Origin of the sequence: Pseudomonas yangonensis, from assembly GCF_009932725.1 — a bacterium.
Classification (GTDB): domain Bacteria; phylum Pseudomonadota; class Gammaproteobacteria; order Pseudomonadales; family Pseudomonadaceae; genus Aquipseudomonas; species Aquipseudomonas yangonensis.
In genome coordinates this window covers 52,286-76,291 of the sequence record NZ_BLJU01000005.1, presented here as the reverse complement: position 1 = coordinate 76,291, position 24,006 = coordinate 52,286, and the positions used below count along the sequence as shown (strand labels likewise).

At 58.9% G+C, this 24,006-nt stretch carries 20 protein-coding genes and 1 pseudogene; 8 read left to right on the top strand and 13 right to left on the bottom strand.

What is annotated here, in order from left to right:
- Positions 1–108 precede the first annotated feature (108 nt).
- A complete protein-coding gene (locus tag GYB81_RS09100) occupies positions 109–1,227 on the top strand; it encodes a protein NO VEIN domain-containing protein (protein WP_161897794.1) in 1,119 nt (372 codons plus the stop codon).
- Between the two features lie 128 nt (positions 1,228–1,355).
- Here GYB81_RS09100 and GYB81_RS09095 read toward each other — a convergent pair whose 3' ends face one another.
- The 5 genes and pseudogenes from GYB81_RS09095 to GYB81_RS24730 form a co-directional block, all read right to left on the bottom strand.
- Positions 1,356–3,182 carry a DUF6119 family protein gene (locus GYB81_RS09095; RefSeq protein ID WP_178106593.1) on the bottom strand — a complete coding sequence of 609 codons (1,827 nt, stop codon included), beginning with the start codon at positions 3,180–3,182 and terminating at the stop codon, positions 1,356–1,358.
- Positions 3,183–3,737: a YkgJ family cysteine cluster protein gene (locus tag GYB81_RS09090; RefSeq protein ID WP_161897793.1), complete on the bottom strand. Its 555-nt coding sequence runs from the start codon at positions 3,735–3,737 to the stop codon at positions 3,183–3,185. It lies immediately after the preceding gene.
- A gap of 245 nt (positions 3,738–3,982) precedes the next feature.
- Positions 3,983–6,412, bottom strand: a complete 2,430-nt coding sequence (locus tag GYB81_RS09085) for an SIR2 family protein (protein ID WP_161897792.1) — start codon at positions 6,410–6,412, stop codon at positions 3,983–3,985.
- A 368-nt stretch (positions 6,413–6,780) separates the two neighbouring features.
- Positions 6,781–8,175 (bottom strand): tyrosine-type recombinase/integrase, encoded by a 1,395-nt coding sequence (locus tag GYB81_RS09080; RefSeq protein WP_161897791.1) that lies wholly within the window; start codon positions 8,173–8,175, stop codon positions 6,781–6,783.
- Positions 8,176–8,503: 328 nt separating this feature from the next.
- A pseudogene (locus GYB81_RS24730) lies at positions 8,504–8,811 on the bottom strand (tyrosine-type recombinase/integrase); the annotation flags it as partial.
- Positions 8,812–9,084: 273 nt separating this feature from the next.
- Here GYB81_RS24730 and GYB81_RS09070 point away from each other — a divergent pair.
- Positions 9,085–10,497: an APC family permease gene (locus tag GYB81_RS09070; RefSeq protein WP_233787532.1), complete on the top strand. Its 1,413-nt coding sequence runs from the start codon at positions 9,085–9,087 to the stop codon at positions 10,495–10,497.
- Positions 10,498–10,797: 300 nt separating this feature from the next.
- Positions 10,798–10,956 (top strand): hypothetical protein, encoded by a 159-nt coding sequence (locus GYB81_RS09065; RefSeq protein ID WP_161867725.1) that lies wholly within the window; start codon positions 10,798–10,800, stop codon positions 10,954–10,956.
- 119 nt (positions 10,957–11,075) lie between these two features.
- Here the strand turns inward: GYB81_RS09065 and GYB81_RS09060 are convergent, their stop codons facing one another.
- Complete coding sequence (locus GYB81_RS09060; protein ID WP_161867724.1) at positions 11,076–11,546, bottom strand: nuclear transport factor 2 family protein; 471 nt, start codon at positions 11,544–11,546, stop codon at positions 11,076–11,078.
- 10 nt (positions 11,547–11,556) lie between these two features.
- Positions 11,557–12,168, bottom strand: a complete 612-nt coding sequence (locus GYB81_RS09055; RefSeq protein WP_161867723.1) for an NAD(P)-dependent oxidoreductase — start codon at positions 12,166–12,168, stop codon at positions 11,557–11,559.
- Between the two features lie 150 nt (positions 12,169–12,318).
- On the opposite strand from GYB81_RS09055, the gene GYB81_RS09050 reads away from it, so the two are divergent.
- The gene (locus tag GYB81_RS09050; RefSeq protein ID WP_161867722.1) at positions 12,319–12,681 is read left to right on the top strand and encodes a winged helix-turn-helix transcriptional regulator; all 363 of its coding nucleotides are present in this window, start codon (positions 12,319–12,321) and stop codon (positions 12,679–12,681) included.
- An 89-nt stretch (positions 12,682–12,770) separates the two neighbouring features.
- Positions 12,771–13,049, top strand: coding sequence for a DUF2218 domain-containing protein (locus GYB81_RS09045; RefSeq protein ID WP_161867721.1), 279 nt, complete (start codon positions 12,771–12,773; stop codon positions 13,047–13,049).
- A gap of 210 nt (positions 13,050–13,259) precedes the next feature.
- Here the strand turns inward: GYB81_RS09045 and GYB81_RS09040 are convergent, their stop codons facing one another.
- Complete coding sequence (locus GYB81_RS09040) at positions 13,260–14,756, bottom strand: aldehyde dehydrogenase family protein (RefSeq protein ID WP_161867720.1); 1,497 nt, start codon at positions 14,754–14,756, stop codon at positions 13,260–13,262.
- A 383-nt stretch (positions 14,757–15,139) separates the two neighbouring features.
- Positions 15,140–16,468, bottom strand: coding sequence for an alginate export family protein (locus GYB81_RS09035; protein ID WP_161867719.1), 1,329 nt, complete (start codon positions 16,466–16,468; stop codon positions 15,140–15,142).
- Positions 16,469–16,845: 377 nt separating this feature from the next.
- Between GYB81_RS09035 and GYB81_RS09030 the strand changes: the two genes are divergently transcribed.
- From GYB81_RS09030 to feaR, 3 genes are all read left to right on the top strand, one after another.
- Positions 16,846–18,345, top strand: coding sequence for an APC family permease (locus tag GYB81_RS09030; protein WP_161867718.1), 1,500 nt, complete (start codon positions 16,846–16,848; stop codon positions 18,343–18,345).
- Positions 18,326–18,910 (top strand): DUF3156 family protein, encoded by a 585-nt coding sequence (locus GYB81_RS09025; protein WP_161867717.1) that lies wholly within the window; start codon positions 18,326–18,328, stop codon positions 18,908–18,910. Before GYB81_RS09030 ends, GYB81_RS09025 begins: the two co-directional genes overlap by 20 nt.
- Positions 18,911–19,223: 313 nt before the next feature.
- Positions 19,224–20,180 (top strand): transcriptional regulator FeaR, encoded by a 957-nt coding sequence (gene feaR, locus GYB81_RS09020; RefSeq protein ID WP_161867716.1) that lies wholly within the window; start codon positions 19,224–19,226, stop codon positions 20,178–20,180.
- 100 nt (positions 20,181–20,280) lie between these two features.
- Here the strand turns inward: feaR and GYB81_RS09015 are convergent, their stop codons facing one another.
- The 4 genes from GYB81_RS09015 to GYB81_RS09000 all read right to left on the bottom strand — a co-directional run bounded on the left by GYB81_RS09015 (position 20,281) and on the right by GYB81_RS09000 (position 23,928).
- A complete protein-coding gene (locus GYB81_RS09015; protein ID WP_161867715.1) occupies positions 20,281–21,051 on the bottom strand; it encodes an SDR family oxidoreductase in 771 nt (256 codons plus the stop codon).
- Positions 21,051–21,845, bottom strand: coding sequence for an SDR family NAD(P)-dependent oxidoreductase (locus GYB81_RS09010; RefSeq protein ID WP_161867714.1), 795 nt, complete (start codon positions 21,843–21,845; stop codon positions 21,051–21,053). The genes GYB81_RS09015 and GYB81_RS09010 overlap by 1 nt, the downstream gene beginning before the upstream one ends.
- Positions 21,832–22,653, bottom strand: coding sequence for a molybdenum cofactor biosynthesis F family protein (locus GYB81_RS09005; protein ID WP_161867713.1), 822 nt, complete (start codon positions 22,651–22,653; stop codon positions 21,832–21,834). Before GYB81_RS09005 ends, GYB81_RS09010 begins: the two co-directional genes overlap by 14 nt.
- A gap of 63 nt (positions 22,654–22,716) precedes the next feature.
- A complete protein-coding gene (locus GYB81_RS09000) occupies positions 22,717–23,928 on the bottom strand; it encodes a multidrug effflux MFS transporter (protein ID WP_161867712.1) in 1,212 nt (403 codons plus the stop codon).
- Positions 23,929–24,006: the final 78 nt, after the last annotated feature.

Here is a 24,006-nt window from a genome sequence, read left to right as displayed (position 1 = left end):
TGGGAGTGGTGCTATTGTGCACCACAATGCATACCCTTGCACCAGCGCTCTGTCGGACTGTTTAGGGCAATCGTATTGCCGCTCATCAAGGATAAGAAAGAGAGTCTTATGCCCCGCAAACTAGCACTGAAACGTCTCACTGCTTCAGACTTAACTCTGTTCAAGTGGCATTTTCAAAATCATCCAGCAGGGAAGCAGAAAGCATTCAATCTTGATACCGGTATCCTTACTGGCAGGTTGTACCCGCAGCTCGGTGAGCCGGCTCTAGTGCCGCAACCACGCTATCCTCTTGATCTCTACCTCTGCGGGCCTGGGCTTGCCCCCGCAAACAACCTGCAGCGAAAAATTCTCAAACAGCAGAAGAACTGGCGTCTCAACGGAGAGTTGATCGATAACCCGGTTGAGAGCCCTGAGCTCTACAACGTTCTGGCTCCAGGAGATTTCGCCCTGTTCGAGTTCTCCGGTGAAGTCACGCCAACAACTGCCAATGTAGTCCTGATTTCAGGTGGACTGCCGGCGGATGCCGGAATCCACGCAGAGCTTGCGCACCGCTTTCCTGATGGCTCTATGTGGGTATTGGAGGAGAGGCTGGTTCAGGAAGTCCTCGCTGCGGCCATGCCGCCGGCTGGCCATCCTTTATATGACTGGGCGGAAACAAGTCTGCTGGAGGATGCCGCGCTTGGTGGTGCAATGGGGGCCGAAGCAATCAATGCCCGGCGAGGAAGTCGCGGTATTAGTCCCGAGGACTTTATGCGATCGCGCAGAAATGCAGAGGCCACCGGCGTTGCAGGCGAAGAGCTGCTGAATGCTTGGTTAGAACAGGAGCAGCGCACGGAGCGTGTGCGGGCGTTCGAGTGGACTGCCAGCGTTAATGCGGTGGCACCGTACGATTTCCGTGTCACTTACCCCTCCGGCGAGGTGCGCGTGGTGGATGCTAAGAGCACGGTCGGTGGCTTTGGCAATCCAATACATCTTTCACTGCCAGAGCTGATGGTCGCGGTGCATGGCCCCGAGCCGTACGATATTTACCGTCTCTACGAGGTGGGTGAGGCGGGGGCAAGAATGCGCGTTGCAAGGGATATCGGCCCGTCATTGCGCAACATTCTTACAACTTTGAACGCGCTTCCGGAGGGCATTACGGTGGATGGATTTTCTATCCGGCCGGAATGCTTAGATTTTTTGGAGGAAGACATCACTCTCGTAGCGGCCTCAGACGAAGAGTTATGAGCGTGTCCTCCAAAATATAGGGTTCTTCGCGGATCTCGGGGGGGGGCGAATTGTAGCGGTCAACTAGTCCCGAGCATCAACTCAAGGAGGGAGTGTTCTCCCCAAAAGGTCGCGATTTCGGTTGGCCATCAAGGAGTTCTGGATGATTTTTTGGCGTTTGCTGTAGACGCCTTCGCAGCATTGGCCTTTGCTACTTTCTTCTTGGCTGGGACGCCTGTGGCTTTGGGGGTTAGCTTCTCGATAATCTCCTTTCGGATATTCATGCCGGTGCGTCGCAGTCTGTCGCACGCAGCCATAAAGCTCACCTTGCTAAAAAATGGAATGCCAATAGAGCCGTCAATGTATCGATGACGCATGATTCCATAGACGACGGTGTATTCGCCGCGGTCGACCTCGCGCCTCCGTCCATCAGGAAGTGTCCCTGCGAAGGCGCTACCACCCTTGGCCGCTGCGACCGTGTCTTTCAGCTTCTTGCGAAACTCACCGTCAGCCACAAATGCCTCAGCGCTGACCACGCCCTGCATCCACAGATGGCTGATAGGACCAGATGACTCGCCGTCCTTGAGATGGATAAAGTATTTGTCGTTGGAGTAGTAGTCACAGGGCTCGAGGTTGGCAGCAACGACACCCTCCGGGTTGATCTTCGTGCGATCGAGTTTTACTAGGTCGGGGCGGGTCTTGAGGATTTCTGCAATCAGTTCCTCTTCGTTTTGGCAGTAGGTTGATCCTATGACGGTGATGTCGTCGACGCTATTGAAGTGCTCCTCGACCTTGTCTTTAAATTTGTCCGAGATCTGGTACCACTTGCCCGCAAACAGGACGTAGTTTGCGGAATTGGGGGCTGGGAGGGTAACCTCCCAATTAAGGCAATCGTAGACCTTCCAGCCCGGCTCTAGGGCCCCGGTCTTCAGGCTCCCCGTACGTATCCTATGTGCACTTTTGATCTCTTGCATCGAGTGGGTGCATTTCAGCCGATTAAGCTCCTTCGCGTAATCTTCGATAGAAAGCTTGGTGAATTCTGCTTTTCGACTGCCGAAACCCGTATAGCCAAGGTCAACACCTTCGACATAGTCCTGGATTTCTGGCGGAGACATATGCAGGAGGCTGTTTGCACCACCGCGGATGGCCTGGATCTCGTTGTAGAGGAGCTTGTCCAGGCGCTGGATGCGCTGGGTATCGGTTTCCACCTTGACGTTGTCAAACCAAGCGTAATCCCGCTTGTAGGCAGCCGACTCGAAGGCTTGCAGGATCTCGGCACATTTGTCGTGGAATTGCACTGGGGTAAGCGGGGTGTCCAGGCTAAGCGCATCCTTGCCCGCCACAAATCTAGCGAAGGAGTCTTGCTCTGGCTTACCGCCTGCGACCCGGGCGAGATCACGCAGCGTATCAACGCCGAACTGGCTGAAGTCCGACAAATTGCTGGCTTGTACTCGTCGCTGGAACGTAACAGCATCCGGAGTTGCGAGATCCAGGCTGAGCAGGCTTCCTCTGGGTACGGTATTAAGCGCAACCTTTAGCCCGAACTGGTGGACAAAGGAGTCTTCATCGAGCGCAATATGCGCGTAATCGAAGCAAAGCGCCATCCAACGCCCTTTGACACTCAAAAAGAGAATAGCTGCTGCGCCACTCGAGTGGAGTGCATCAAACGGATCGGAAACATAGCTTTGTAGAAGGCTCAGCCACTCTGGAGGTCGGTCGTACACTTGACCGTAGTACAGAATACCCTCACCACCGCCTTCCCAATCCTGACCCTTTAGTGCTTTGGAGCCGCCAGGGCCATATTTCGCGCTGATAGCATCTGCAGGGCTTTTACTGGGCTTGAGCAGTCTGACGGTGATTGAGTTGATGGTGCCATTCTTACCCATTCCAACCCCGCTGAGCTGACCGAGCCGAAAGTAATTCGCATCCGATACTTTTTGTTTAAGTGCTTCGCCTGTGAAGCGTTTTAGCAGCACTTACGTCCTGCCGAACACCTGTCGTATATCTACAACTGGGCTGCTGCCTCGTAGCGCATTGAAGGCGCTCTCAAGCTCGCTGGATTGAATTTGAGGGAATTCACCCAAGAATGATTTGTCAGAGGCGCACCATTCAGCAGTAGGTGCTAGCGCGTGAAACCGGCGGCAGACGAAAGGGCGAGCTGCGTAGATGCTACAGGTATTATTTTTAAGGAAAGGACACGCGTGACCATGGAAATCAGCTCGGGGAAGAAGGGCTTTAAATCGCTTCTTTTTGGCATGGGCCTCGATGAACTGAATCTCAACCTCTGAAACTGTCACCGAATAATGACAGCAGTTCGAACACCCCCTCTTGCAAGGCGTTGCAGGTGAAATGTACGCACCAATACTGTCAAGCAGCTCGTAGATGGCGGCGAGCTTCTTGAGAGGGGATATTTTCGCTTGGGATAGACGTGTATAGATGGTGCCTTCTTGCTTGAGCAGGGCCGCCGGAAACCCCGCTACAAGCCGTTCGCAGTTGGCGCGGGCGTATGCTTGGTCTTCCTTAAGTCCCATGCTCATATTCCATTTAGCTGGTCGCCTAGCCATCATACCGACCATTAGCTATCTCTGGCTACTACACCAACTGAAGTGCCTACGTCCACAGATGATTGTCCACAATAAACGTATCAGGTCCCTGATTAGCTCATTCTGAGTTGGGCTCACTAATGTCCTCTACTGGCCCAGACTGTGTAAAAAAACGTGGGCCGAGCCCTTGCTATGCTGCCGACGGATTTAATAGCGGGTTCAACACATACAGATTAACTTTGGTCGACAAACATCTTGGCAGCCGCCTCGACGCTCTTGCGGACGGCCTCAGAACCAGCAGTTGCCTTAAAGTCATCTGGCAGTAAAGAAAGCGACTTTTCCACCTTTAGAAGCCAGAATTGCAAGGCGGTCCGTTCACCATTTACCAAATCTCCAAGCCGTGCCGTCACAAACGGCTGAACGTATTCAAGTACTTTCACAGCATAGAATCGGTGGCTCCCATCGCCGAGCATGGCATTGATCCGCTCAATCCCAAGAAGAACCGCATCAATGTTGAAAATAGCCTGACCCGAGCTCTGCTTTATCGCGCGCATCAGAGCGATGCGGAAAGCTTGGGTATCAATCTGGTAGGTTTGGAAGCCGGGAAGCTCTTCGGCTTTTCTGTAGGCCGTGGCGATGAATTCGTCGGCCGCATCGAGCCGAGATTTTTCCGCCATCGCGATCGCATACTGAAGCCAAAAGAGCGGCTCACCATTCACCCGCTCGTCGTATCGCAGACGTTCATAGATGTTGGCGATGACGGTGTCCGGATCTCCCTTGCCGCGCAGGGTTCTCCGCAAGCTCGAATACGTCATCATGTTCGACATGAGAATTCGATATGGTCGCTCGCTTCGCCGCTGGGCAGCGGCCAGCGTCACCTCGACAACAGTGTCAGCGATCTCCTCTGGCGCAATGAACGCTGCTATCACAAACGAGGAGAAGATAGACGATCGAGCCCTGAAACCATCAGCTGACGTCTCGAAAATTTCATGCGATAGATCCTCCAGCGGTTTGAGCGCCATAAATGGATCCTCGCCGACTACGCTTCTCACGAATGAGGCGCCGACGGAGCCTTGATGAGTGGCGATCAACATAGTCATAGTCAAAATTCGCCGAGTAGCCCTATTTTCAAACAGGGGGGCTAGAGCCTCTTTCACACGGTCGCGGACTGCGGCATTTTCAAAAAGATCAAGCAGAAGGTCGCGTAGGTCGCCGCGGTGATCAAGATCAGGCGCACGAAGCCCTGCGCTCTCGCACAGCCGGCCAAACGAGGTCATTTCGGATCGTGTGAGGGCGTTAAGGCTCACCCGGTCAAACGGTTGGGGCAGAAGCTTTACAAATTCGTGAAAGCGGACCTCGAACGTCCCCGTCCGCACTTCCACAACGAGCTTAGCCTGTGGAAGAGCATCGCGAAGGCCGCGCAAACTGTCCTGGGCGGCCGAATATTGGTCGACAAACACGACCAATCGCTCGACCTCGGCCAGTGCCGCAACCTCACGCTGAAGGTCCGGGTGACCAAGCTGGAGCTGTAGACAGGTCCAGCCTCTCGACGAAAGCTCGAACGCAAGTAGATGAAGAAAAATTGATTTACCGTTACCAAGACGACCATCTACAACGAGCGATGCCTTACTCTCAACAGCATCCGCCGCCGCGCGCACCGAATCCGCTCGAGCAACCGCGTACTCCTCACTGGGTTGCGAGCGAGCAAGGCGAGCAGGATCGAAATCGCCATAGACTAGAAGATCAAAAACCTCGGTAGCGGTCGGTCGAGCGACTGCCTTCTTATCTCGTACGGGTGACAGCGAGCGGAAAGAGCGCAGATTATCCAGTGAAGGAGCAGCTGAGCGTGGAGCGCGAGCAATAATCTCGGCGAAGCCGTCGGTGCCTATAAACATCGTGCGCCCGTACCGTGCAGTGCGTCGCAGGAACGTTTCGTCGACGGTGGGCCCTTGAATGAAGATAGTTCGCTCGGCAAGCTTAGGGTTGGCCATCAGTAGGCCGGCAATATGATAATCGGCGAGACTGTATCCAACGATATACAGGTTGCTTGCGAAAGCCAGATCGCGCTGAAATTGGTCATACCAGCGTGAGCGCACGACATACTGGTTCACGTAAGATCCTTCGCCGAGAACCAAGCTTTTCATCACATTATCAGGCGTGATCAGTCGGATGCTGCCGTGGAGGTGTACCACTGCGCCGTGGGGCAGCTTGTTCGGAATTGGCTCCGAGACATCGTAAGCATTCGGCGGCACTTTCTTTGTTAACCGATGCAACTCGACCGCGTCGTCGTAGTTGGTCGAGTAGATGCGTCGCCAAGGCTCATTCAACACAGCCGTTTGTCCAGCAGTTAGTTCGGTCAGCCGAAAAACTCTATAGAGCTCGTCACGAAGCTTCCCTGAGTCATGCTCGGCAAATTCCTCGCTAAGGACTTGTAGATCGTAGTCCGTATCCGCTGGAAGGTTGAGTTGCTCGATAAAGTGGCGTCGCAACCCCCTGCCGTTGGGCGGGGTACCATTAGCAATGTTGCTCGCGCCGAGGCTAAACCCAGAGCCTAGGAAGAGAATAGAGGACTCGGGATTGAACTCTCCAATTACGTCAATACCATGCGTCATCATTCCTCCAACGAGACCGTTTGATAAGTAGCGGGCAACAGAAACCGTCAAGAACGGACTCAGTCATCCTAAATTTTGTGGCTGCCAGTCGAAATCAGACAACCTTGTATGACTAGATTATGAGATTTAATACGACTTCGGCTGTCGACGATATCGCTCTTGATTCGCGTGGGAAAGGGGACAGATTTATTTGTTGGGCTGACGTCCGCCTTTGGCCGATTCTGTTGAAAAAGTCCCGCCGCGATTTTTGTCCATGAAAGAGCGTGAGCGACGTTGAAATCTGGTTCGCTCAGAAGGCGGAGCTGTATTGGTTTTACGTAGCAACGCCGAAATCGAGCGTATTTTGAGCTGCCGAAAAGTAGCTCTCTCAGAAACCGACTTTTTCAACAGAATCGGCCAGTTGCTGCCTGTGCGGGTTACTAGTCAGTTGATGGCGTCAACAGGGTCGCTTCTAGTCGCTCTCCTAGAAGCCGCCATGCTTCGGTCTTCTCCTTGGCGTAGTCGTGGTGCAGATAGTGCCGGCGTACCTTGGACCCGCCAAGCAGGTGGTTCTGGCAACGGTCGATGATTTCCAGTGTGACGCCGAGCTCCTGCATCATGGTCGCACCTGTGCGACGCAGGTCGTGCGGTGTCCATTCACCCTTTATACCCTTGCTCAGTACCAGTGAGTCGTCATGATGCCGGCCGGCCAGGGGCTTGCTGCGGTTCTTGAAGCGACACTGTCGGTCTCCGACGAGCTTGCTGACTGTCTTGGTGTCAACGTGATTTTTGCCATCCTTGCTCGGGAAGCAGAACGGCGTTTCGCTTGTTTCTTTGTGCAGTCGCTTGAACTGCTCAAGAGCAAAGGCTGAGAGAAAGACGTGGTGGTCCTGGCGCTTACCCTTATGGCCCTTGGTCGCTTCGGCTGGGATGAACCAAGTGCCTTTGTCCAGATCCACATGCCGCCATTCAGATTTCAGTAGCTCGCCGATGCGGCAAAGCGTGCTCAGGCAGATCCACACTGCGCACTGAACACGCGGGTTAACCGGGCGAATACCCGAATATTTTTGGCCGGCGGGCAGGGCCTCGTAGTCACGCTCAAGGCGCTCGAAGATATCGCGCAGTTCGCGAATCTCGTCAGGGGAGAGCAGTCGGTCGCGCTGTTCTTCGTAGTCATGGTCGAGCAGCTTATTGACGTCAATCAGGTCGGCAGGATTACCGTCAGCCATCAGGCCACGCCATGGCTTGCGTTTCTCGCCCCAGCGCAGCATCTGGCCGATATCCTTGCTGCGGATGACGACTGTGCGATTCAGACCGCGAGATTTGACCGATCGCAGGACGGCGAGCAGATCCTTCTCGGTCAGGTTGCGCAGCGGCTTCTTGCCAATCAGCGGCAGAACGTCCTTCTTGAAACTGCGGATCAGTTCAGCATTGCCATCCTGCCGAGAGACGCCATCGCGTATCCACTCATCAAACAGGTCTGCCACTGTTTTGTTTTCAGCGGCTTCACGCTCTGCTTCAGCGATCGTGGTGGCAATCGCCGTTTGTGCTTCGATCCGCGCTGCTTTTGCGGCAAGGGTAGGATGCAGGCCTTTCGTGACCAGTGACCGGGCTTCGTCTCGCTCAGCTCGGATTTGCGCCAAGCTTTTCTTCGGCCAGCTACCCAGTCGCTTTCGGGTTCTGGAGCCATCCAGTTTGAATTCATAGCTGAACTGAACCGTGACTCCGCGAACGCCAGCTCGCACCTCGGCAACCAGCCCACCATCCTCTCGGAAGACCTTTCCATGATCCGCAGCCGTGAAGGCCTCCAGTTGCTTGATCGTCAGCTTGGCCACTCTCTACCCCTAGTAAAATTTTTCGCGCCCGAATTTTGTGCCACTTTTGTGCCACCGAAACGCTTAGCTGGTGGTGGACGATAGTGGACGCTACAGGAAGGAAAAATAGCCTGAAAGTCCCGTAAAGACTAGGTTTTGCGTTGTTTGTGGTTGTCTATGGTGATCTATGGAAATCCACAAAATAAGCGCATGGGGTGCAAGGGGTAGAGTGTTCGAATCACTCCGTCCCGACCAAAAAATCCCTAGAAAATCCAGTCACTTAGCGGTGACTGGATTTTTTTATGGACGCTTCACACGTAGAAGCGTAGGGACTTTTGCGGGACTTTTTTCATCCTGCCATTCTCCTCAAAATTGTCAGGGCCGGCCCGCGCGAGTCGGTGGCCGAAATCCTGTTGGCTTCATCGATCAGTTTGCCCAGCTCGGCGCCGCGCAGTGACTGGTGATGCTGCCGTTCTTGTGCCCCAGCAGAGCCTTCCTGTCTTCCTCCGTTACCCCAGCTGCTCGAAGTCTTCGGCCGAAGGTGTGCTTCAGATCGTGAACGCGGATCGAAGCAAATCCAGATGGGGCAGGGCGCATAAAACGCTCCTGGAACTTCTTCGCAGCTCTGCCCCTGGCGTTCTTCCGTGCCCAATCGTCCGGGGCCGCATGATCGGCATTACTCTGGTCGTTTTATGTGTACATCTCAGCTCGCTCTGTGCATTGGCCATCCCTTGTGCTGATGGCGTCGGGCGAGCACGCTCGCTTCTTGCAGCGAAATCATCGGTCATGACACGCCAGGGCAAGGCGCCGGCAGCCTGGTGCAAGAATTCCCCGTCCAGTGGTAGCAAAGTAAGGCTCGACGCGGTACGCGACTGACGTCATATCTATGGGCGCCATTGGGCCGAGAGGTCCGAGCGGGAGAATAAACAAATGAACAAGACCAATGCCCCGGACATTGCCTCAATGCAGGCGCCGAAGATCGGGAGCGCCACTGTTATGCAGCGCAAGAAACTGGGGTTCATCACCATGATGGCCATTTGCGTGGGGCTGGTGATCGTGCAGGGCTCAATGATCACTGCGACCCAAGGAATCGGCATCGGTGGCTTGGGCTTCATCGCAGCGATGCTGGTTGCATTCGTCCTCGCACAGTTCAATGCCATGAGCTTTGCGGAGCTGTCGTTGATGTTCCCTCAAGAGGGTACGCTGGCGACTTACACCCAGAAAGCCATCGGCCATTTTCCGGCTATTGTCGCGGTCTTCGCCGGCTACGTGGTGGTCGCGATGCTGGCCCTTCCGGTAGAGATGTTCCTGGTAGATGCGATCATCCATGAGCTGCTGCCAGGTATGTTCCCGCCCCTGCTACTGCCGCTTTTTATTCTCTGTGTTCTGGTGGTGACCAATATCCTTGGTGCAGACGTATTCGCCAAGGTACAGAACCTGCTGTCATTCGTTTTGGTTACGGCGCTGACTCTGATCGGTCTATGCGCGGTTAGTGGGGCCGTCCAACCCCATGTCGAAATCAGCGGTACCCCAGTTAGCTGGGGACTTGAGTCTGTTTTCGATGGCAGCTTCATCGGCCTTGTTGCGATGGCCATGTGGCTGATGGTGGGCGTGGAGTTCATCTGCCCAATGATCAACGAGGTGGACAAACCGCAGCGCAATATCCCGCGTGCGATGATGCTCTCGCTGTGCGCCATGCTTGCCATCTTCCTGTTGTTCGTCTACGGCGCCACCTATTACCTGAACGTCGAGACGCTTACCGGCTCGCCTCTACCTTATCTGGATTATGCCAATGCGGTGTTTGGCAAGGCCGGCCTGATCATCGCTGCGGTGATGGCGGTGACCGCTACCTGCAGCACCGTCAATACGGTGCTTGCGGCGGTACCGCGCATGCTGCAGGGTATGGCCGAGAACGGTCAGGCCTTCCCGCAGATGAAGATCATCAGCCAGCGCTTTGGCACGCCCTGGGTGGGCATCCTGTTCATGGCTGTCATCATCGCGATTCCGCTGATCCTGATGGATATCGATTCGCTGATCCCGCTGGTGATCGCTGCGTCTACCAGTTGGCTGCTTGCCTATGTGGTGGCGCACGTCGATGTGCTGGTGCTGCGCAGCCGTATGCCGCATCTGCCGCGGCCGTTCAAGACGCCGTTTTACCCTTTGCCGCAGGTTCTCGGCATCGCCGCCATGCTATACGTCGCACTGCACAACTCACCTTCGCCGGACATGACGGTGCTGGTCTACAAGATTCTTGGTGGCATTCTGCTGCTGGTGAGCATCATTGCACTGCTGTGGGTCAAGCTGTACATGAAGTGCAAGTTGTTTGCTCCCGATATTGACTAGTTGAGTGGGAGTCGCGCACCTGGCGCGCACTGCGCTGGTGACCCCTTCGTTTCCCCGAAGGGGGTTGAGTTTTACTGCTGCAGACGGGGCCATCGTCGGCTGGCCCCGGTGTAGCGGTGCGTCCGGCTGCGCCGCTGGGTCTCACGCGCTGCCAGGTAGCCCATGGATGAGAGCTACTTTGCCCAGCGGCGCAACGCCAAGCCTTGCAAGGGAGTGACAGGTGTGGATTGGCAGCCGCCCTGATCCCGCATCAGAGCGGTTGCCTGTCACTTGTGCTCGGCGAAACAAGTACTTCGCTGCTTGCTGGTCGCCCTCGTCGAAACCTTTTCGCCAATCCAATCCAATCCAATCCAATCCATTCAGGTGAACGTGCCTGGCGGCAACGTCATTCTCGCCCTGGCCGGTGGCAAGCTGCGCATGTGTTTGCTCGGTCAGCGCAGCAACCGCTGCATCCTATGAGATGAGTCAACGAAGAGGGGCTTCCAGGCATGTGCTGGGGCAGCGAGGTGTATGCCCTGTGTGATGAGGTAGGGGCAGGGAGGGGGTGAGAGCCGGGGCAGGAGGCCCCGGCCACTCGATTAGAACATGCTGTTGTCGTTGGCCGACTCGGCAGGTACGTCCTGAATGATGTCCCAGTGCTCGACGATCTTGCCGTCTTCGACGCGGAAGATATCCATCACGGCCTGGCCGCGATCATCGGGGCCGTTTGTCGAGTGCACGTGCAGGTAGACCAGGTCGCCGTCGGTTGCGCTGCGCACGATACGGGCACGGGACTGCGGGTTCTCCTTGAAGAAGCCGGCGAAGTAACCGACGAAGGGGGCTTTGCCGTCCGGCACGTCCGGATTGTGCTGCTTGTAGTCCTCGGCCACGATCTTGGCGGCTTCTTCGACCTGATGTTGATTGAAGAAGCGTTCGTAGAAGTTGATGACCAGTGTGCGGTTGGCTTCCTCCTTGGCCAGATCACGCTGCTCCGAGGCTGCGAAAACGGCGGTAACGCCCGCCAGCAGCAGCGTGGCGGCGAACAGTGATTTCTTCACGAGGTGTGGCATGGGCTTCTCCTTAATAACCGACGGTAAAACGCTGACGTGAATGTTTCGGCTCTTCGATTTCATCGACCAGAGCAATGGCGTAGTCCTCGAAGGAGATACGGCTGCCCTGTTCGTTGCTCAGCAACCTATCCTTGCCCAGGCGGAACACGCCAGTGCGTTCGCCGTGGACGAACTCTGCTGAGGGCGACAGGAAGCTCCAGTCCAGCTCCTGTTCCTGCTTGAGTCGTTCGAGAAACGCGGCACCGCGTGCAGCCTCAGGACGATAGGCGTCGGGAAAGTCAGGCAGATCAATCACACGCTGGCCAGGAGCGATTTCCAGGCTGCCGGCGCCACCGACGACCAGGTAGCGCTTGACACCAGCGTTACGTACAGCGTCGATCAGTGTCTGCGGGTCGGTGCTGACGAACGGGGCGGCGCTTACCACGGCGTCATGCCCGGCCAGCACTTTGCTCAGTGCTGCCTTGTCCTGGGCATCAGCCTGCACGGCGGTTACGCCGGGCAGCGCGGCGATGCGTTCAGGGTTGCGAGCGATGGCCGTGACACTGTGGCCACGGTCGGAAAGTTCCTTGAGGATGCACGAGCCGGCGTTGCCGGAGGCGCCAATCAGGGCGATGCGTAACATGCGAACTCCTTTTAATCTACTTTTTTGACATGGTCTGACTTGTAGACCTTTGAGCGATCCGATGCTACTGTTCGCGTCCCCGTTGCACAAGAAGTCAGCATAGTCTGACCAGGTCATTTCGTGGTGACCTTGATTGACCGGAGAGCCGCCATGTCCAATGCCGAAACCCTAATGTTCGATCACCCTTGCCCGATCCGTGATGTGCTCGACCGCATTGGCGATCAATGGAGTCTGCTGGTGCTGGAGGCGCTGGCTGGGCGCAGGCTGCGTTTCAACGAACTGGGCCGTGAGATCGATGACATTTCCAAGCAAATGCTCTCGCGCACGCTCAAGCGCCTGGAAATGGACGGCTTTATCTCGCGAGAAGTGTTCGCCGAGGTGCCGCCGCGCGTCGAATATCAGCTGACGGCATTGGGGGTGTCATTTCTGCAGCCGATGCAGGCGCTGGTGCAATGGGCCGATGCCAATCACGCCGATATCTGCCGCTCACGTCGCGCCTACCGGGCAAGTTAGCTTTAACTTTGCCAAGACCGGACCGGCTGGTGGCGTAGATTGCCCTGTCTGGGTACCGTCCCGCTTCAAATTTTTATGAGGACACATTCATGTTCAATAGCCATGCTGAAATTCCCATGACGGCGCCAGGCCGTTGCCTGACGCGCTTGTGCCGCCACTGGAGTCATAAGTTCGCGGTGCGTTTCGATGAGACCAGCGCGCACATTCCCTTCGAGCCGGCCGTGTGCGAACTGCAGGTGATCGACGGCGGTTTGCGCGTCACTCTGCAGTCACCTGATCACGCCGAGCTGGTCGAGCTCCAGGGCGTAGTCGTTGACCACCTGCAGCGTATGGCCGGAGAAACGTTCGACGTCGAGTGGCGCAACTGAGCCTTTAAGATCCGGTTGGGCAGGAGTGGCGCCTTGCGCCGCTCCGCGCTCACCGGTGGCCGGCTATGCTGGACAGCACCTCGATGTTGTCGATGAGGTGTCAGGCCCGCGGACCTGGATAGGTTGCGCTCAGGTTGTCAGGGGCCGCCGGCGCAGGTGTTACCCAGCTCCGGGGAATGCCGCCCGCTGTGTCGGGCGGCGTGGCTGGCGTCAGTAGGTGATGCACACCGATTTGCTTTCGGTAAAGCCTTCGATGGCGGCCTTGCCGAACTCTCGGCCGATCCCCGATTGCTTGTAACCACCGAACGGCATGTTCGGGTCGACCGGTACGTGGTTGTTGACCCACACCGTACCGGCCTCGATACGCGGGATCAGGTCCATCACCCGGCCCAGGTCGTTGCTCCAGATGCTCGCGGTCAGGCCGTAACGACTGTCATTGACCATGGTCACCGCCTGCTCGATATCGTCAAAGGGCAATACCGACAGCACCGGGCCGAAGATCTCTTCCTGAGCGCTGGTCATGGTCTGTTGAACGTCGGCCAGTACGGTCGGTTGCACGAAGTAACCCGGAAGATCCGGCTTGCCACCGCCAGTGGTGAAGCGGGCGCCTTCCCGGCGGGCGATGTCGAGGTAGTTCAGCACGCTGCTCTGCTGCTTGCGCGAAACCAGCGCGTTGATCTGAGCCTCGGCGTCCATACCCGCGCCGACCTTGAGGGCGGCGACCTGAGCGGTAAGTGCTTCGACGAAGTCCTTGTAACGGCTTGCATGCACATAGAGGCGCGACGCTGCGGCGCAGACCTGCCCCTGGTTGAGCAGGCCACCGCCAATGGCCCCGGCGACCGCCTTTTCGATGTCGGCATCGGCCAATACCAGCATGGGGTTCTTGCCGCCCAACTCGAGGGTGAAGCGGGTCATGTTCTGCAGCGCGGCGACACCTACCTGCTTACCTACGGCGGTGGAGCCGGTAAACGACACCTTGCTCACCAGTGGGTGAGCAACCAGCGCCGAACCCGCCTCCGATCCCTTGCCCACCAGCACGTTGAACACGCCCGCCGGAATGCCGGCCTCGATGGCCAGCTCTGCCAGACGCAGCGCCGTAAGTGGGGTTTCGTCGGCCGGCTTGATGATGATGGTGTTGCCACAGGCCAGCGCCGGCATGATCTTCCACAGGGCGATCATCAGCGGGAAGTTCCATGGCACGATACCGGCGATCACCCCAACTGCCTCACGGCGGGTATAGGCATTGAAGCGTGCGCCTGCGGGCACCGGGATGGAGACGTCGAGGGTCTGGCCTTCGATCTTGGTTGCCCAGCCGGCCATGTAGCGCATGTAGTTGAGCGATGCGCCAACTTCCACGGCGCGTGCCAGGTGGATCGACTTGCCTTGGTTGAGGCTTTCCAGTTGCGCCAGTTCCTCGCCGTGAGCTTCGACGACATCTGCAAAGCGCAGCAGGATACGCTCGCGTTCGGCAGGCGCCAGGCCACTCCAGACGCCTGATTTGAAGGCCCGATGAGCCGATTGCACGATCGCTTCGACCTGCTCGGCAGTCGCCTGCACGGTTTGGCTCAGGACGCCATCGGTTGCCGGGTTGTGGATGTCGCGGCCAATGCCGTTGCTGGCTTGGCGCTGTTCGCCATCGATGAACGAAGCGTGCGTGCGGGCCAGGAAGGCCTCGACACTGGGAAGAGTTTCGATGAGGGTGCTCATGCGGTGCTCCAGAGGCTGGTTGATAACGAAAACGCCGATGGCGCGCGTCTTCACAGCATAAGGAAATGCAGGCGGTGCGACTTGTCTGTGCCTGCCGCACGGATATGACTCTGCCTGCACGGCGATCGCGCTGGCAGAGCCATGCAAGCGCGCTGGCAGTCAGATGCAAGCGTAGGCACCGGCTGTGCCTCATAGTGGCGCTGTCTTCGTAGCATTGCTCCGCGACGACGGTTTTAGCTTCAACACACTGATACCTTGACCGCCGTGCACCTGCCGGCGGTTTTTTTATGGCGGCAGTACCGGGTATCGGTTCTCGGGATTCGATAAATGAAAACGCCGCGAGCCCTGAGGCGCGCGGCGTTCGTTATTGCCTTGGGAATGACTTAGAACGGTACGGCCACGGTCAGCTGGCTGTAGACGTTGGTGCCGTTGCCGCCAACCTGATTGCCGCCGGTATTCTCGTCCTTCTTCGGCTGATAGAGGCCGATCAGCGGGCTGATGATCAGGTGGTCGGTGACCGCCCATTCCGCATAGAGATCCAGCTCGCGCCCATCGAGGTTCAATGCGTTGCTCTTCTTCAGCGTGTTGAAGTCGAAGTACAGCGCGCCCAGGGTCAGGTTCTCCAGTGGGGTCACCTTGAAACCGACATGGTGGATGCCGGTGTTGCTGTTGAACGGCCCCGAGTAGTTGGATGCCACTTCGCCCTGGAACCAGGTGCCATAACCGGTACTGAAGCCATTGAACAGCGAATCCCAGTCTTCCGAGTAGCGGCTGTAGCGATAGGTGATCTTGGGCGACCAGGCGACGTCGGCAAAGGTATAGCCGGCCTCCGCATACCAGGCTTTTTCGGCGCCAGCGTCCTTGTCCTGCCAGGCGTATTCGAAGGCGAAGCTGGCGTTCTCGATTCCGGCATCGCCTTCGCCGCGAATGCTGTAGATGTCCATGCCGTCGCGTTGTTGCTGGAAGTCGCTAGCCCACTGATCGGTCACATCCAGGCCGTGGATGTAGGTCAGGCCCAGGGTGCCGGCTTTCCCGGTGTAGTCCAGGGTGCCGCCGGCCAGGGAGGTTTCGGCCTGGGCGCGGTTGTCCGATTTCAGCCAGAAGGCACTGCCGTGCAGGCCGTCCTGGCCGCCCAGTTTGAGCAGGGCGGTACGGTCGAAGGCGTGGCGAGCGGCGATGTAGTAAGCCCCACCACGATCCAGAGCGCCGTCGGCGGGGCCATTGCCGAGGTTGGGACCGTCGTCGTTGATCAAGAAGCCGCTGCCGAGCTTGATTACCTGGCGACCGAAGGAGGCATCCACACCGTCAGTGCCCAGCAGTGGGAACAGGTCGCCGGAGCGCCAGCCCAGGTAGGCGTCTTCGATCTTGGTGGTACGTTCGCGGCCATCGGTGTTGCCGGCTGCATCGCCGTCGCCCCAGGTGCCCGAGCTGACGAGGTTGAAGGCGCCGTAGACCGTCCCCGAATCACCCAGGCGCTGGTCGCCGCTGATGCCGTATTTGATGAATCCTTCGCGCCAGCTCGAACCGCCTGGCCTGCCGTCATAGTTCTTGCGGCTGTTCATCCAGCCGTAGACCGCGAGAAAGTCAGCGTTCAGATGGGTATCGTCGTCGGCGTACAGTTCGTAGGCGCTGCTGATCTGACTGGCGCTCAACAGCGCTACGCTCAGGCCGATGGCCTGTGCCAGCGGTAGGCGGCGGGTGGAATGTGCCATGGGTTTGCTCCCCTGTTTCTTATGTTGGTGGCCCGGAGTTTCTGGTGCTCCGAGACGTTCGCGAACGCCAGGCTCTGGCGCGACGAGCTATTAGCCATCCGGGGGCGTAGGCAAGTCTTGTTCATCTCTGCCAGCGGTTTTGATTGCGGCGGCCAGCGCGGGGAGGGATGTCAGGCTGCAACAAAAACGGCGGCAGCCAGTGGCAAGACCGGCTTCAGGAGCAGGGCGCAAAGTGTTGTCGACTAACCACCAGGGCGCCTTGCCGCCGGTGGGTAGGGGAGGGGGTTGGCGGCAGTGCCGACGATCCGGCGGATCGGCATCGACGGGGTGCCGGCACGACTTATAACCAGAAAAAATCTGCTTTCGAGGTTCCCACGATGTCGATCAATAACAAGCTCAGTGAGCACCTGGCGCGGGGAACGGTCGGTTTCCCGACTGCCCTTGCCAGTACCGTCGGCCTGATCATGGCCAGTCCAGTCATTCTTACCGCGACCATGGGCTTTGGTATCGGTGGCAGCGCGTTCGCCATGGCCATGGTGATCGCTATGCTGATGATGCTCGCGCAGTCGACCACTTTCGCCGAAGCGGCATCGATCCTGCCGACCACGGGCTCGGTATACGACTACATCAGCGCCGGTATGGGACGTTTCTTCGCCATCACCGGTACGCTGTCGGCATACCTGATCGTGCATGTATTCGCGGGTACGGCCGAGACCATCCTGGCCGGGACGATGGCGCTGGTTAACTTCGAACACCTCAATACCCTGGCCGAAACCGCTGGTGGTGCCTGGTTGCTCGGGGTCGCCTTCGTGATTGGCTTCGGCATCCTCAACGCCTTTGGCATCAGCGTGTTCAGCAAGGCTGAGGTCATACTCACCTGCGTGATGTGGAGCACGCTGATGGTGTTCGGCATTGCCGGTCTGGTCGCCGCGCCGGCTGTAGAGCTCGATGGTCTGTTCGGCGCATCGCTGGTGGGCTCCGACCTGATCACCATTCTTTCGCTGGTGGGCATGGCCATGTTCATGTTCGTGGGTTGCGAGTTCGTGACCCCGCTGGCGCCCGACCTCAAGCGCTCCGCCTGGGTGTTGCCGCGAGCCATGGCCATGGGGCTGCTGGGCGTCGGCAGCTGCATGTTTCTCTACGGCGCGGCAATGAAGCGTCAGGTGGAAAACGTGATGCTAGACGAAGCAGCCGGTATTCATCTGCTCGATACGCCGATGGCGATTCCGCAGTTCGCCCAGCAGGTAATGGGTGACATCGGACCGATCTGGCTGGGTATTGGCTTTCTCTTCGCTGGCGCTGCCACCATCAACACCCTGATGGCCGGTGTGCCGCGCATTCTGTACGGCATGGCAGTCGATGGTGCACTGCCGAAGGTGTTCGCTTATCTGCACCCGCGCTTCAAGACACCTTTGGTGTGCATCGCCGTGGTGGCGGCGATTCCCTGTCTGCATGCCTGGTGGCTGGGTGGCAATGCCGACAGCATGCTGCCGCTGATCCTGGCTGCGGTATGTGCCTGGGCCACCGCCTACCTGCTGGTGACCTTGTCGGTGGTCATCCTGCGCATCCGTCGTCCGGATCTGCCGCGTGCCTACAAGTCGCCCTGGTTCCCGCTGCCGCAGATCGTCTCCACCGTCGGTATGGTATTGGGTATCTGGTTCATCGCGCCGCCGGGCATCGAGCCGAGTGCGGTGTACGTGCCTTTTGCCTTGATGCTGGGGATTACCGCGATCTACGCGCTGTTCTGGACGTTGGTGGTACAGCGAGTCAACCCTTTCCGCCCGGTACCGGTGGAAGAGATTCTGGAAAAGGAATTCAGCCACGAACCGGGTGTACACGACGTTGAGCCTTCGCTCCATGCTGCAAAGACTGTCTGATCTGTTTGGCAGTCAGCGGCTGCCCTCCGGCTATCGTCCGGGGGCCACCCTGGAACAGGTGCGGCGTAACCTTGCCGGGCTGTCGTTCGAAGCGCTGGATGGCGCCCGGGGACGCTTCAGCGTTCCCGGCGCCGCGCTGAGCTTCGAGGTGGTCGAGCGCACGCACAGCGAGCTGCTGATGCACCTGGTCCTGACCGATTTCGTACTGCGGGTGCCTTCGCCCGGCGGAGCGCCTGCGCGTATCGAAGTGCGTCACAGCGGTGCGCTGACTCGTACCGGTCTGCTATGTAAACAGAGGCAGGGCGATACGGATGAGTTGGCTGCTCTGCAGGCGACTTTGCTTGAAGACCAGGCGTTGCGCCTGGCGCTTATGCCACTGGACTTCAAGCGGCTATCGATCGAGCGCGACAGCGATGGCTGGCAGGTAAGCCTCGAACATATGGCTGCCAGCGAGGTGGTCAATCGTGTTCCCAACTTCCGTCGTTATATCCGTCTCAATGATGAGCAGCGCGATGGCTTGATCGCCACCTTCATGGCCTTGCAGCGCATTCTGCGCACCTGTTGAGAGCCCTTTCGGCTGCCAGTGCACCGAACAACGGCACGTCTTTCCTTTCTCTTCTGGCCAGGGCCGCTATCAGCGCCTCTGGCCTGCGTCTTTCTGCGTCTCGCTTTCTTGCCTGCCGAACTGCAGTCGATGCTTCAGCCGGGGTTCTTCCCGGCTTTCATCGTCGCTGGGGGGTAGTACGTGAATATGTTCTTTATCGGTAGGTTGGCACTTAACCTGCATCCCGTGATGGTAGCGGTTTTGTGTTGCGCGTCTATGTATAACATGTTAACTATTATGCAACAAAAACAAGACGTCATCCGTGGAGGTGCGTATGAATGGCCTGAGTGCGGCCCGAGAGGGGCTGGAAAGCTGGCAGGCTTCCCTGCAGGCGATCTGTGGTCGGTTCGAGACCCAGATGGCATTCAACCGATCGCTATTCATCGGAGAGATCTCCCTGCAGTGCCATGCTGGGCTGCCTATGGCTCATCTGCGCACCAATGCCGGGTTGATCGCTCGTCAGTCCATCAAGCCTGACCATGACAATGACCAGAGTTGTTTCCTGGTCAGTCAGCGCAGCGGCTTTTCGCAGATATCCCAGAACGGTACGAGCATTCAGCTCGCGCCGGGCGACCTCCTGCTCATGGACTCGGTTGGCTCTTGCGAAATCACCCCGTTTGGCCTGATCGAGCATGCTTCGTTGTCATTGCCGCGCCAGGAAGTCGACCGGGTGCTCAAAGACAACAAGTTCGGCAAGGTCAGTGCGACCTGCCCCAGCGGCAAGATGTTGCACGTGCTGGTTGATCAGCTCTGTCGTGAGCCGCAGAGTGGATATAGCGACGGCGACGAAAGCGAAGCGCTGCGCACCGCGTTCATCTCTCTGCTGGCGCCGGCATTGTCCAGTGCGCACGACAAACCCCTCCACGCTGAACTGCTGCAGGGCAATAATCTGCGCAGCTACGTGCAGAAAATCATCGACGATTCGCTGACTCAGCCGAACCTCAACCCCGTTGGCCTGGCTTCACGGCTGAACATCTCGGTACGACATCTTTATCGCCTGTTCGAAGAGCAGGGTGACAGCGTCTGCCGCTATATCCAGCGAGCGCGTCTAAAGCGCAGTGCAGATGACCTGTCCAACCCCTTCCTCAAGGGAGAGTCGATCACCTCCATCGCCTACAAATGGGGGTTCACTGACTCCGCGCACTTCAGCCGGGCGTTCAAGAAGCAGTTCGAGCAGTCGCCCAAGGACTATCGGGCAATGGCGCTGATGGAAACAGCCGGCGCGGCTTGAGCGTCGCGCTCTGTCGTGCGACAAGATAGCGGCGTCGCTCTGCTGGGCTGTCGGCCCGAGCCACTCACCGACCGAAGTGGGTGAGTGGCTCGGTCGCCTCTTACGCCAGTGTGGCCAGGGTTTCCGGCAGCGTTGCGCCGCCATCGACGATGATGGTCTGGCCGGTGATGTAGCGAGCATGCTCTGAGGCGAGAAACAGCATGGCGCCGGCGATGTCTTGCGGTTCGCCCAGACGGCCCAGCGGCACCGCCGCAGCGATGCGGGCGCTGAGCAGGCTGTCCCCCAGGTTGTCCATGGCCGGTGTGCGGATCATCCCTGGCTCCACGCCGTTGACGCGTACGCCCAGTGGCGCCAGCTCCAGTGCCGCACTACGGATGAAGCCATTGACGCCGGCCTTGGACGCGGCGTAATGGCTGAGCCCCGGATAGGCTACCCGCGGCCCGGTTACCGAGGAGGTGACCAGCAGATTGCCCCCACCCTGACGGGTGAATAGCGGCAGGGCAGCCTGGCTCAGCCAGAACAAGGCATTGAGGTTGACCGCCAGGGTGCGCTCGAGAATTTCCGGGGTAATCTCGGCCAGCGGCGTCAGCGGAAAATACCCGGCATTGTGTACCAGTACATCCAGCCTCGGCAGGTTGGCCAGCAGTGCGCCGATGGCGTCGCGGTCGGCCAGGTCGATACCTCGTGCCTCTGCCACCAGCCCCTTGGCATTCAGTTCATCGGCCAGTGCCTGGGCGTTGTCCAGGCGCAGGTCGGCGATCAGCACGCGAGCGCCGCTGACGGCGAAGGCCTCGACGATGCCACGACCGATGCCCTGGGCACCGCCGGTGACCAGTACGGTCTGCCCGCTATAGTCGAATACAGTTGCCATCAAGCACCTCCCATATGGGTGTAGGCCAGGGTCGGTACGTCTACAACCGTGGAGCCGCCGTCGGCGACGATGGCGGCGCCGGTGATGATCGAGGCCTCGTCGCTGATCAGGAAACGGCACACATTGGCAATCTCCTCGGCACTGGCGGCGCGGCGCAGCGGCACGTCGGCGGTGACCCGCGCGTAGGCGGCATCGAGATCGTCGCCGTAGTGGCGCATCAGCGGCTGCATTTCCTCGTCGGCCATCGGGGTACGTACCCAGCCCGGGCACACGCAGTTGACCCGCACGCCCTGCGGGCCGTAGTCCCGCGCCAGCGAGCGATTGAGACCGAGCAGAGCGTGCTTGGCTGTGGTGTAGCCGCAGACCTCCGGACCCGCCGCCAGGGAGGCGATGGATCCGAGCAGGACGACGCTACCGTGGCGCTCGATCAATAGCGGCAGACAGGCGCGGGCGCTGTAGAAGGCACTGTCGAGGTTGCTGCGCATGGCCGACTGCCAGCCTGCATCACTGGTTTCGGTTGCGCAGCCCAGACCATGACCGCCAGCGCAGGCGAGCAGGGCATTGATGCCGCCGAAGCGGTCACGAATGGTGGCGATGAAGCGGTCCCAGGTGGCGCTGTCGGCGGCATCGCCAACCAGTACCAGGCCGCCAGTTTCGGCGGCCACTCGCTCAAGTGGTTCGGCGCGTCTGCCGATGAGCACCAGATTGGCGCCCTCGGCAGCCAGTCGGCGGGCACAGGCCTCGCCGATTCCTGTACCGGCGCCGGTGATGACGACGGTCTTAGGCATCGCCATACTCCGTGCGGTTGAGCAGGTTGCAGTACGAGGACACCGGGAAATTGGACAGCTTGTCGAAGCTGTCGCCAGCGTAGCCGAAGATCTTGCCGTCGCTGCGGTGGTTCTTCAGGTCGATCATCACCAGGCCCAGGGTTGGGACGATTTTCTCGCGCCAGACGAACAGGTACAGCTCATCGGTGATCTTGTAGTAGTGGCACAGGTCGGTGTCGCAAAGGCCCTTCTCGACACCCTTCAGGCACTGCCAGCTGTAGTAGTTGTCGTTGAGGTAAATATGCTCGTAGACCTCGGTCGGGCTGTAACGATAGCGGTTGCGGATGCCGACCAGCTCGCTGGTGGGGGCGTGCGGGCAGGCGCCGGATTGCCAGGGCTTGTCCAGGCTGCCGTGATAGAAGTGGGCCTGTACGCTGGTCAGCGTTTTTCCGGCCAGCGCGCGCGCGTACAACCCTTCGCGGGTTTCTTCGGCGCTGGGCAGAGTGCCGATGACTGCCGTGAACGACTGGCTGTGGGTGTCGAGCACCAGGCTGATGGAATAGTCCTTGCCGCCTTCGTTCTTGATGAAGTCGACCAGGTAGATGCCTTCGCGCACTGACGTGGCACGGTAAGGCGCGCTGCCTTTGGAGTGGCCATCGGCTGCGACCCAGTGCAGTTGTTCGGCATCGAAGCGATGATCGATTTCCCAGCCGTTCTCGAAGAACAGGTTGAAGCGTTTGCCGGCCAGGTCGGCCAGATTGGGCAGGATGAAGGCTTCGGGGGCGAACCCGTCGGCGAGTGCGCCGACGGTGATCCAGTCGGATGTGGTGCTCATGAGGCGTTTCCTGTTGTGGTGATTGAACGTCCTCATGCTGCACCGACAGGGTCAGGGGGGGTATCAACCGGATGGTTGAGTCCGCTCCAGGGCGATGGCATGGCGCAGGCCGTATAACGCTAGCCCGGCGATCAGTGTCATCAGTACGAACATGGGCCAGGCGCCCCGTCCGCTCAACAGGCCCAGAGCCACGCCGGCAAGACTGGCCAGTACATACTGAGCCACGCCGACCAACGCCGAAGCGCGTCCAGCCTGCGCCTGCTGGCCCTGCATGACGAGTGACATGGCATTGCCCCAGACCAGACCCAGGCTGCACACCGCACCGCTGAGCAGGAGAATGGAGGTCAGTTGGCTGGCGGCGAAGAACTGCACAAGCAGCAGCGGCAGCAGAAAGCCCAGGTGCAGTACGCCGCCAGCCAGAAGAAGATGCTCGGCCCGAAAGCGGCGCAGCAACTGAATGTTGAGGAAGCTCAGCAGGCACATGCCCACGGCGTTGGCAGCGAACAGCAAGCCGAAATGGGCGGGTGACAGCCCGTACAGTTCGATCAGTACGAAGGGCACGCCGCTGATGTAGGTGAAAAGGCTGGCGCAGAACAGGCTGATGATCCAGGTGTAGCGGCGGTAGTGCGGGTCATCGAGCAGGCGCAGGTAACCGCGCATGCTGCGCAGCAGGCTGTCGCGGTTGCGCAGCTGGCTCGGCAGGCTTTCCTCGACCCACAGCAAGACAGCGGCCAGGCAGAGAAGGCCGAACAGGGAGAGGGTGACGAAGATCGCCTGCCAGCCGAAGTACTCTGCCAGCACGCCGCCCAGGCTGGGCGCCAGAACCGGGCCCAGCCCCATGACCAGCATCAGCATCGAGTAGACGCGCGCTGCCTGAGCGTCCTCGAACAGATCGGCGACGATGGCGCGCGGAATGACCAGCGCGGCGGCGCCTCCGATGGCTTGCAGCAGACGCCCGGCCAGCACGGTCTCGATATGATCTGCCGAAAGGATCAGTAGCGATCCGAGTACAAAGCAGGCCATGCCGACCAACAGCGGCTTGCGCCGACCGTAGCGGTCGGCAATCGGTCCATAGACCAGCTGGCCGACAGCCAGTCCGATCAGGAAGATCGCCAGGCTGGCCTGAACCCAGCCGCTGGTCGTGCTGAAGTGCTGTTGCATGGCCGGCATCGCCGGCAGATACATGTCGATGGCAATGGCATCCAGAGCGGTCAGAACGCCCAGCAGGACGATGAGCAAGGTACGGCGTGGCGCCGCTACGGCATAGGTTGTCATGGATTGTCTTCCGGCAGAAAAAGCTCAGCAGAGCGGCTGCCGCGCAGCCACTTCGGCCGGTGCGAACCCGGGCGGCCG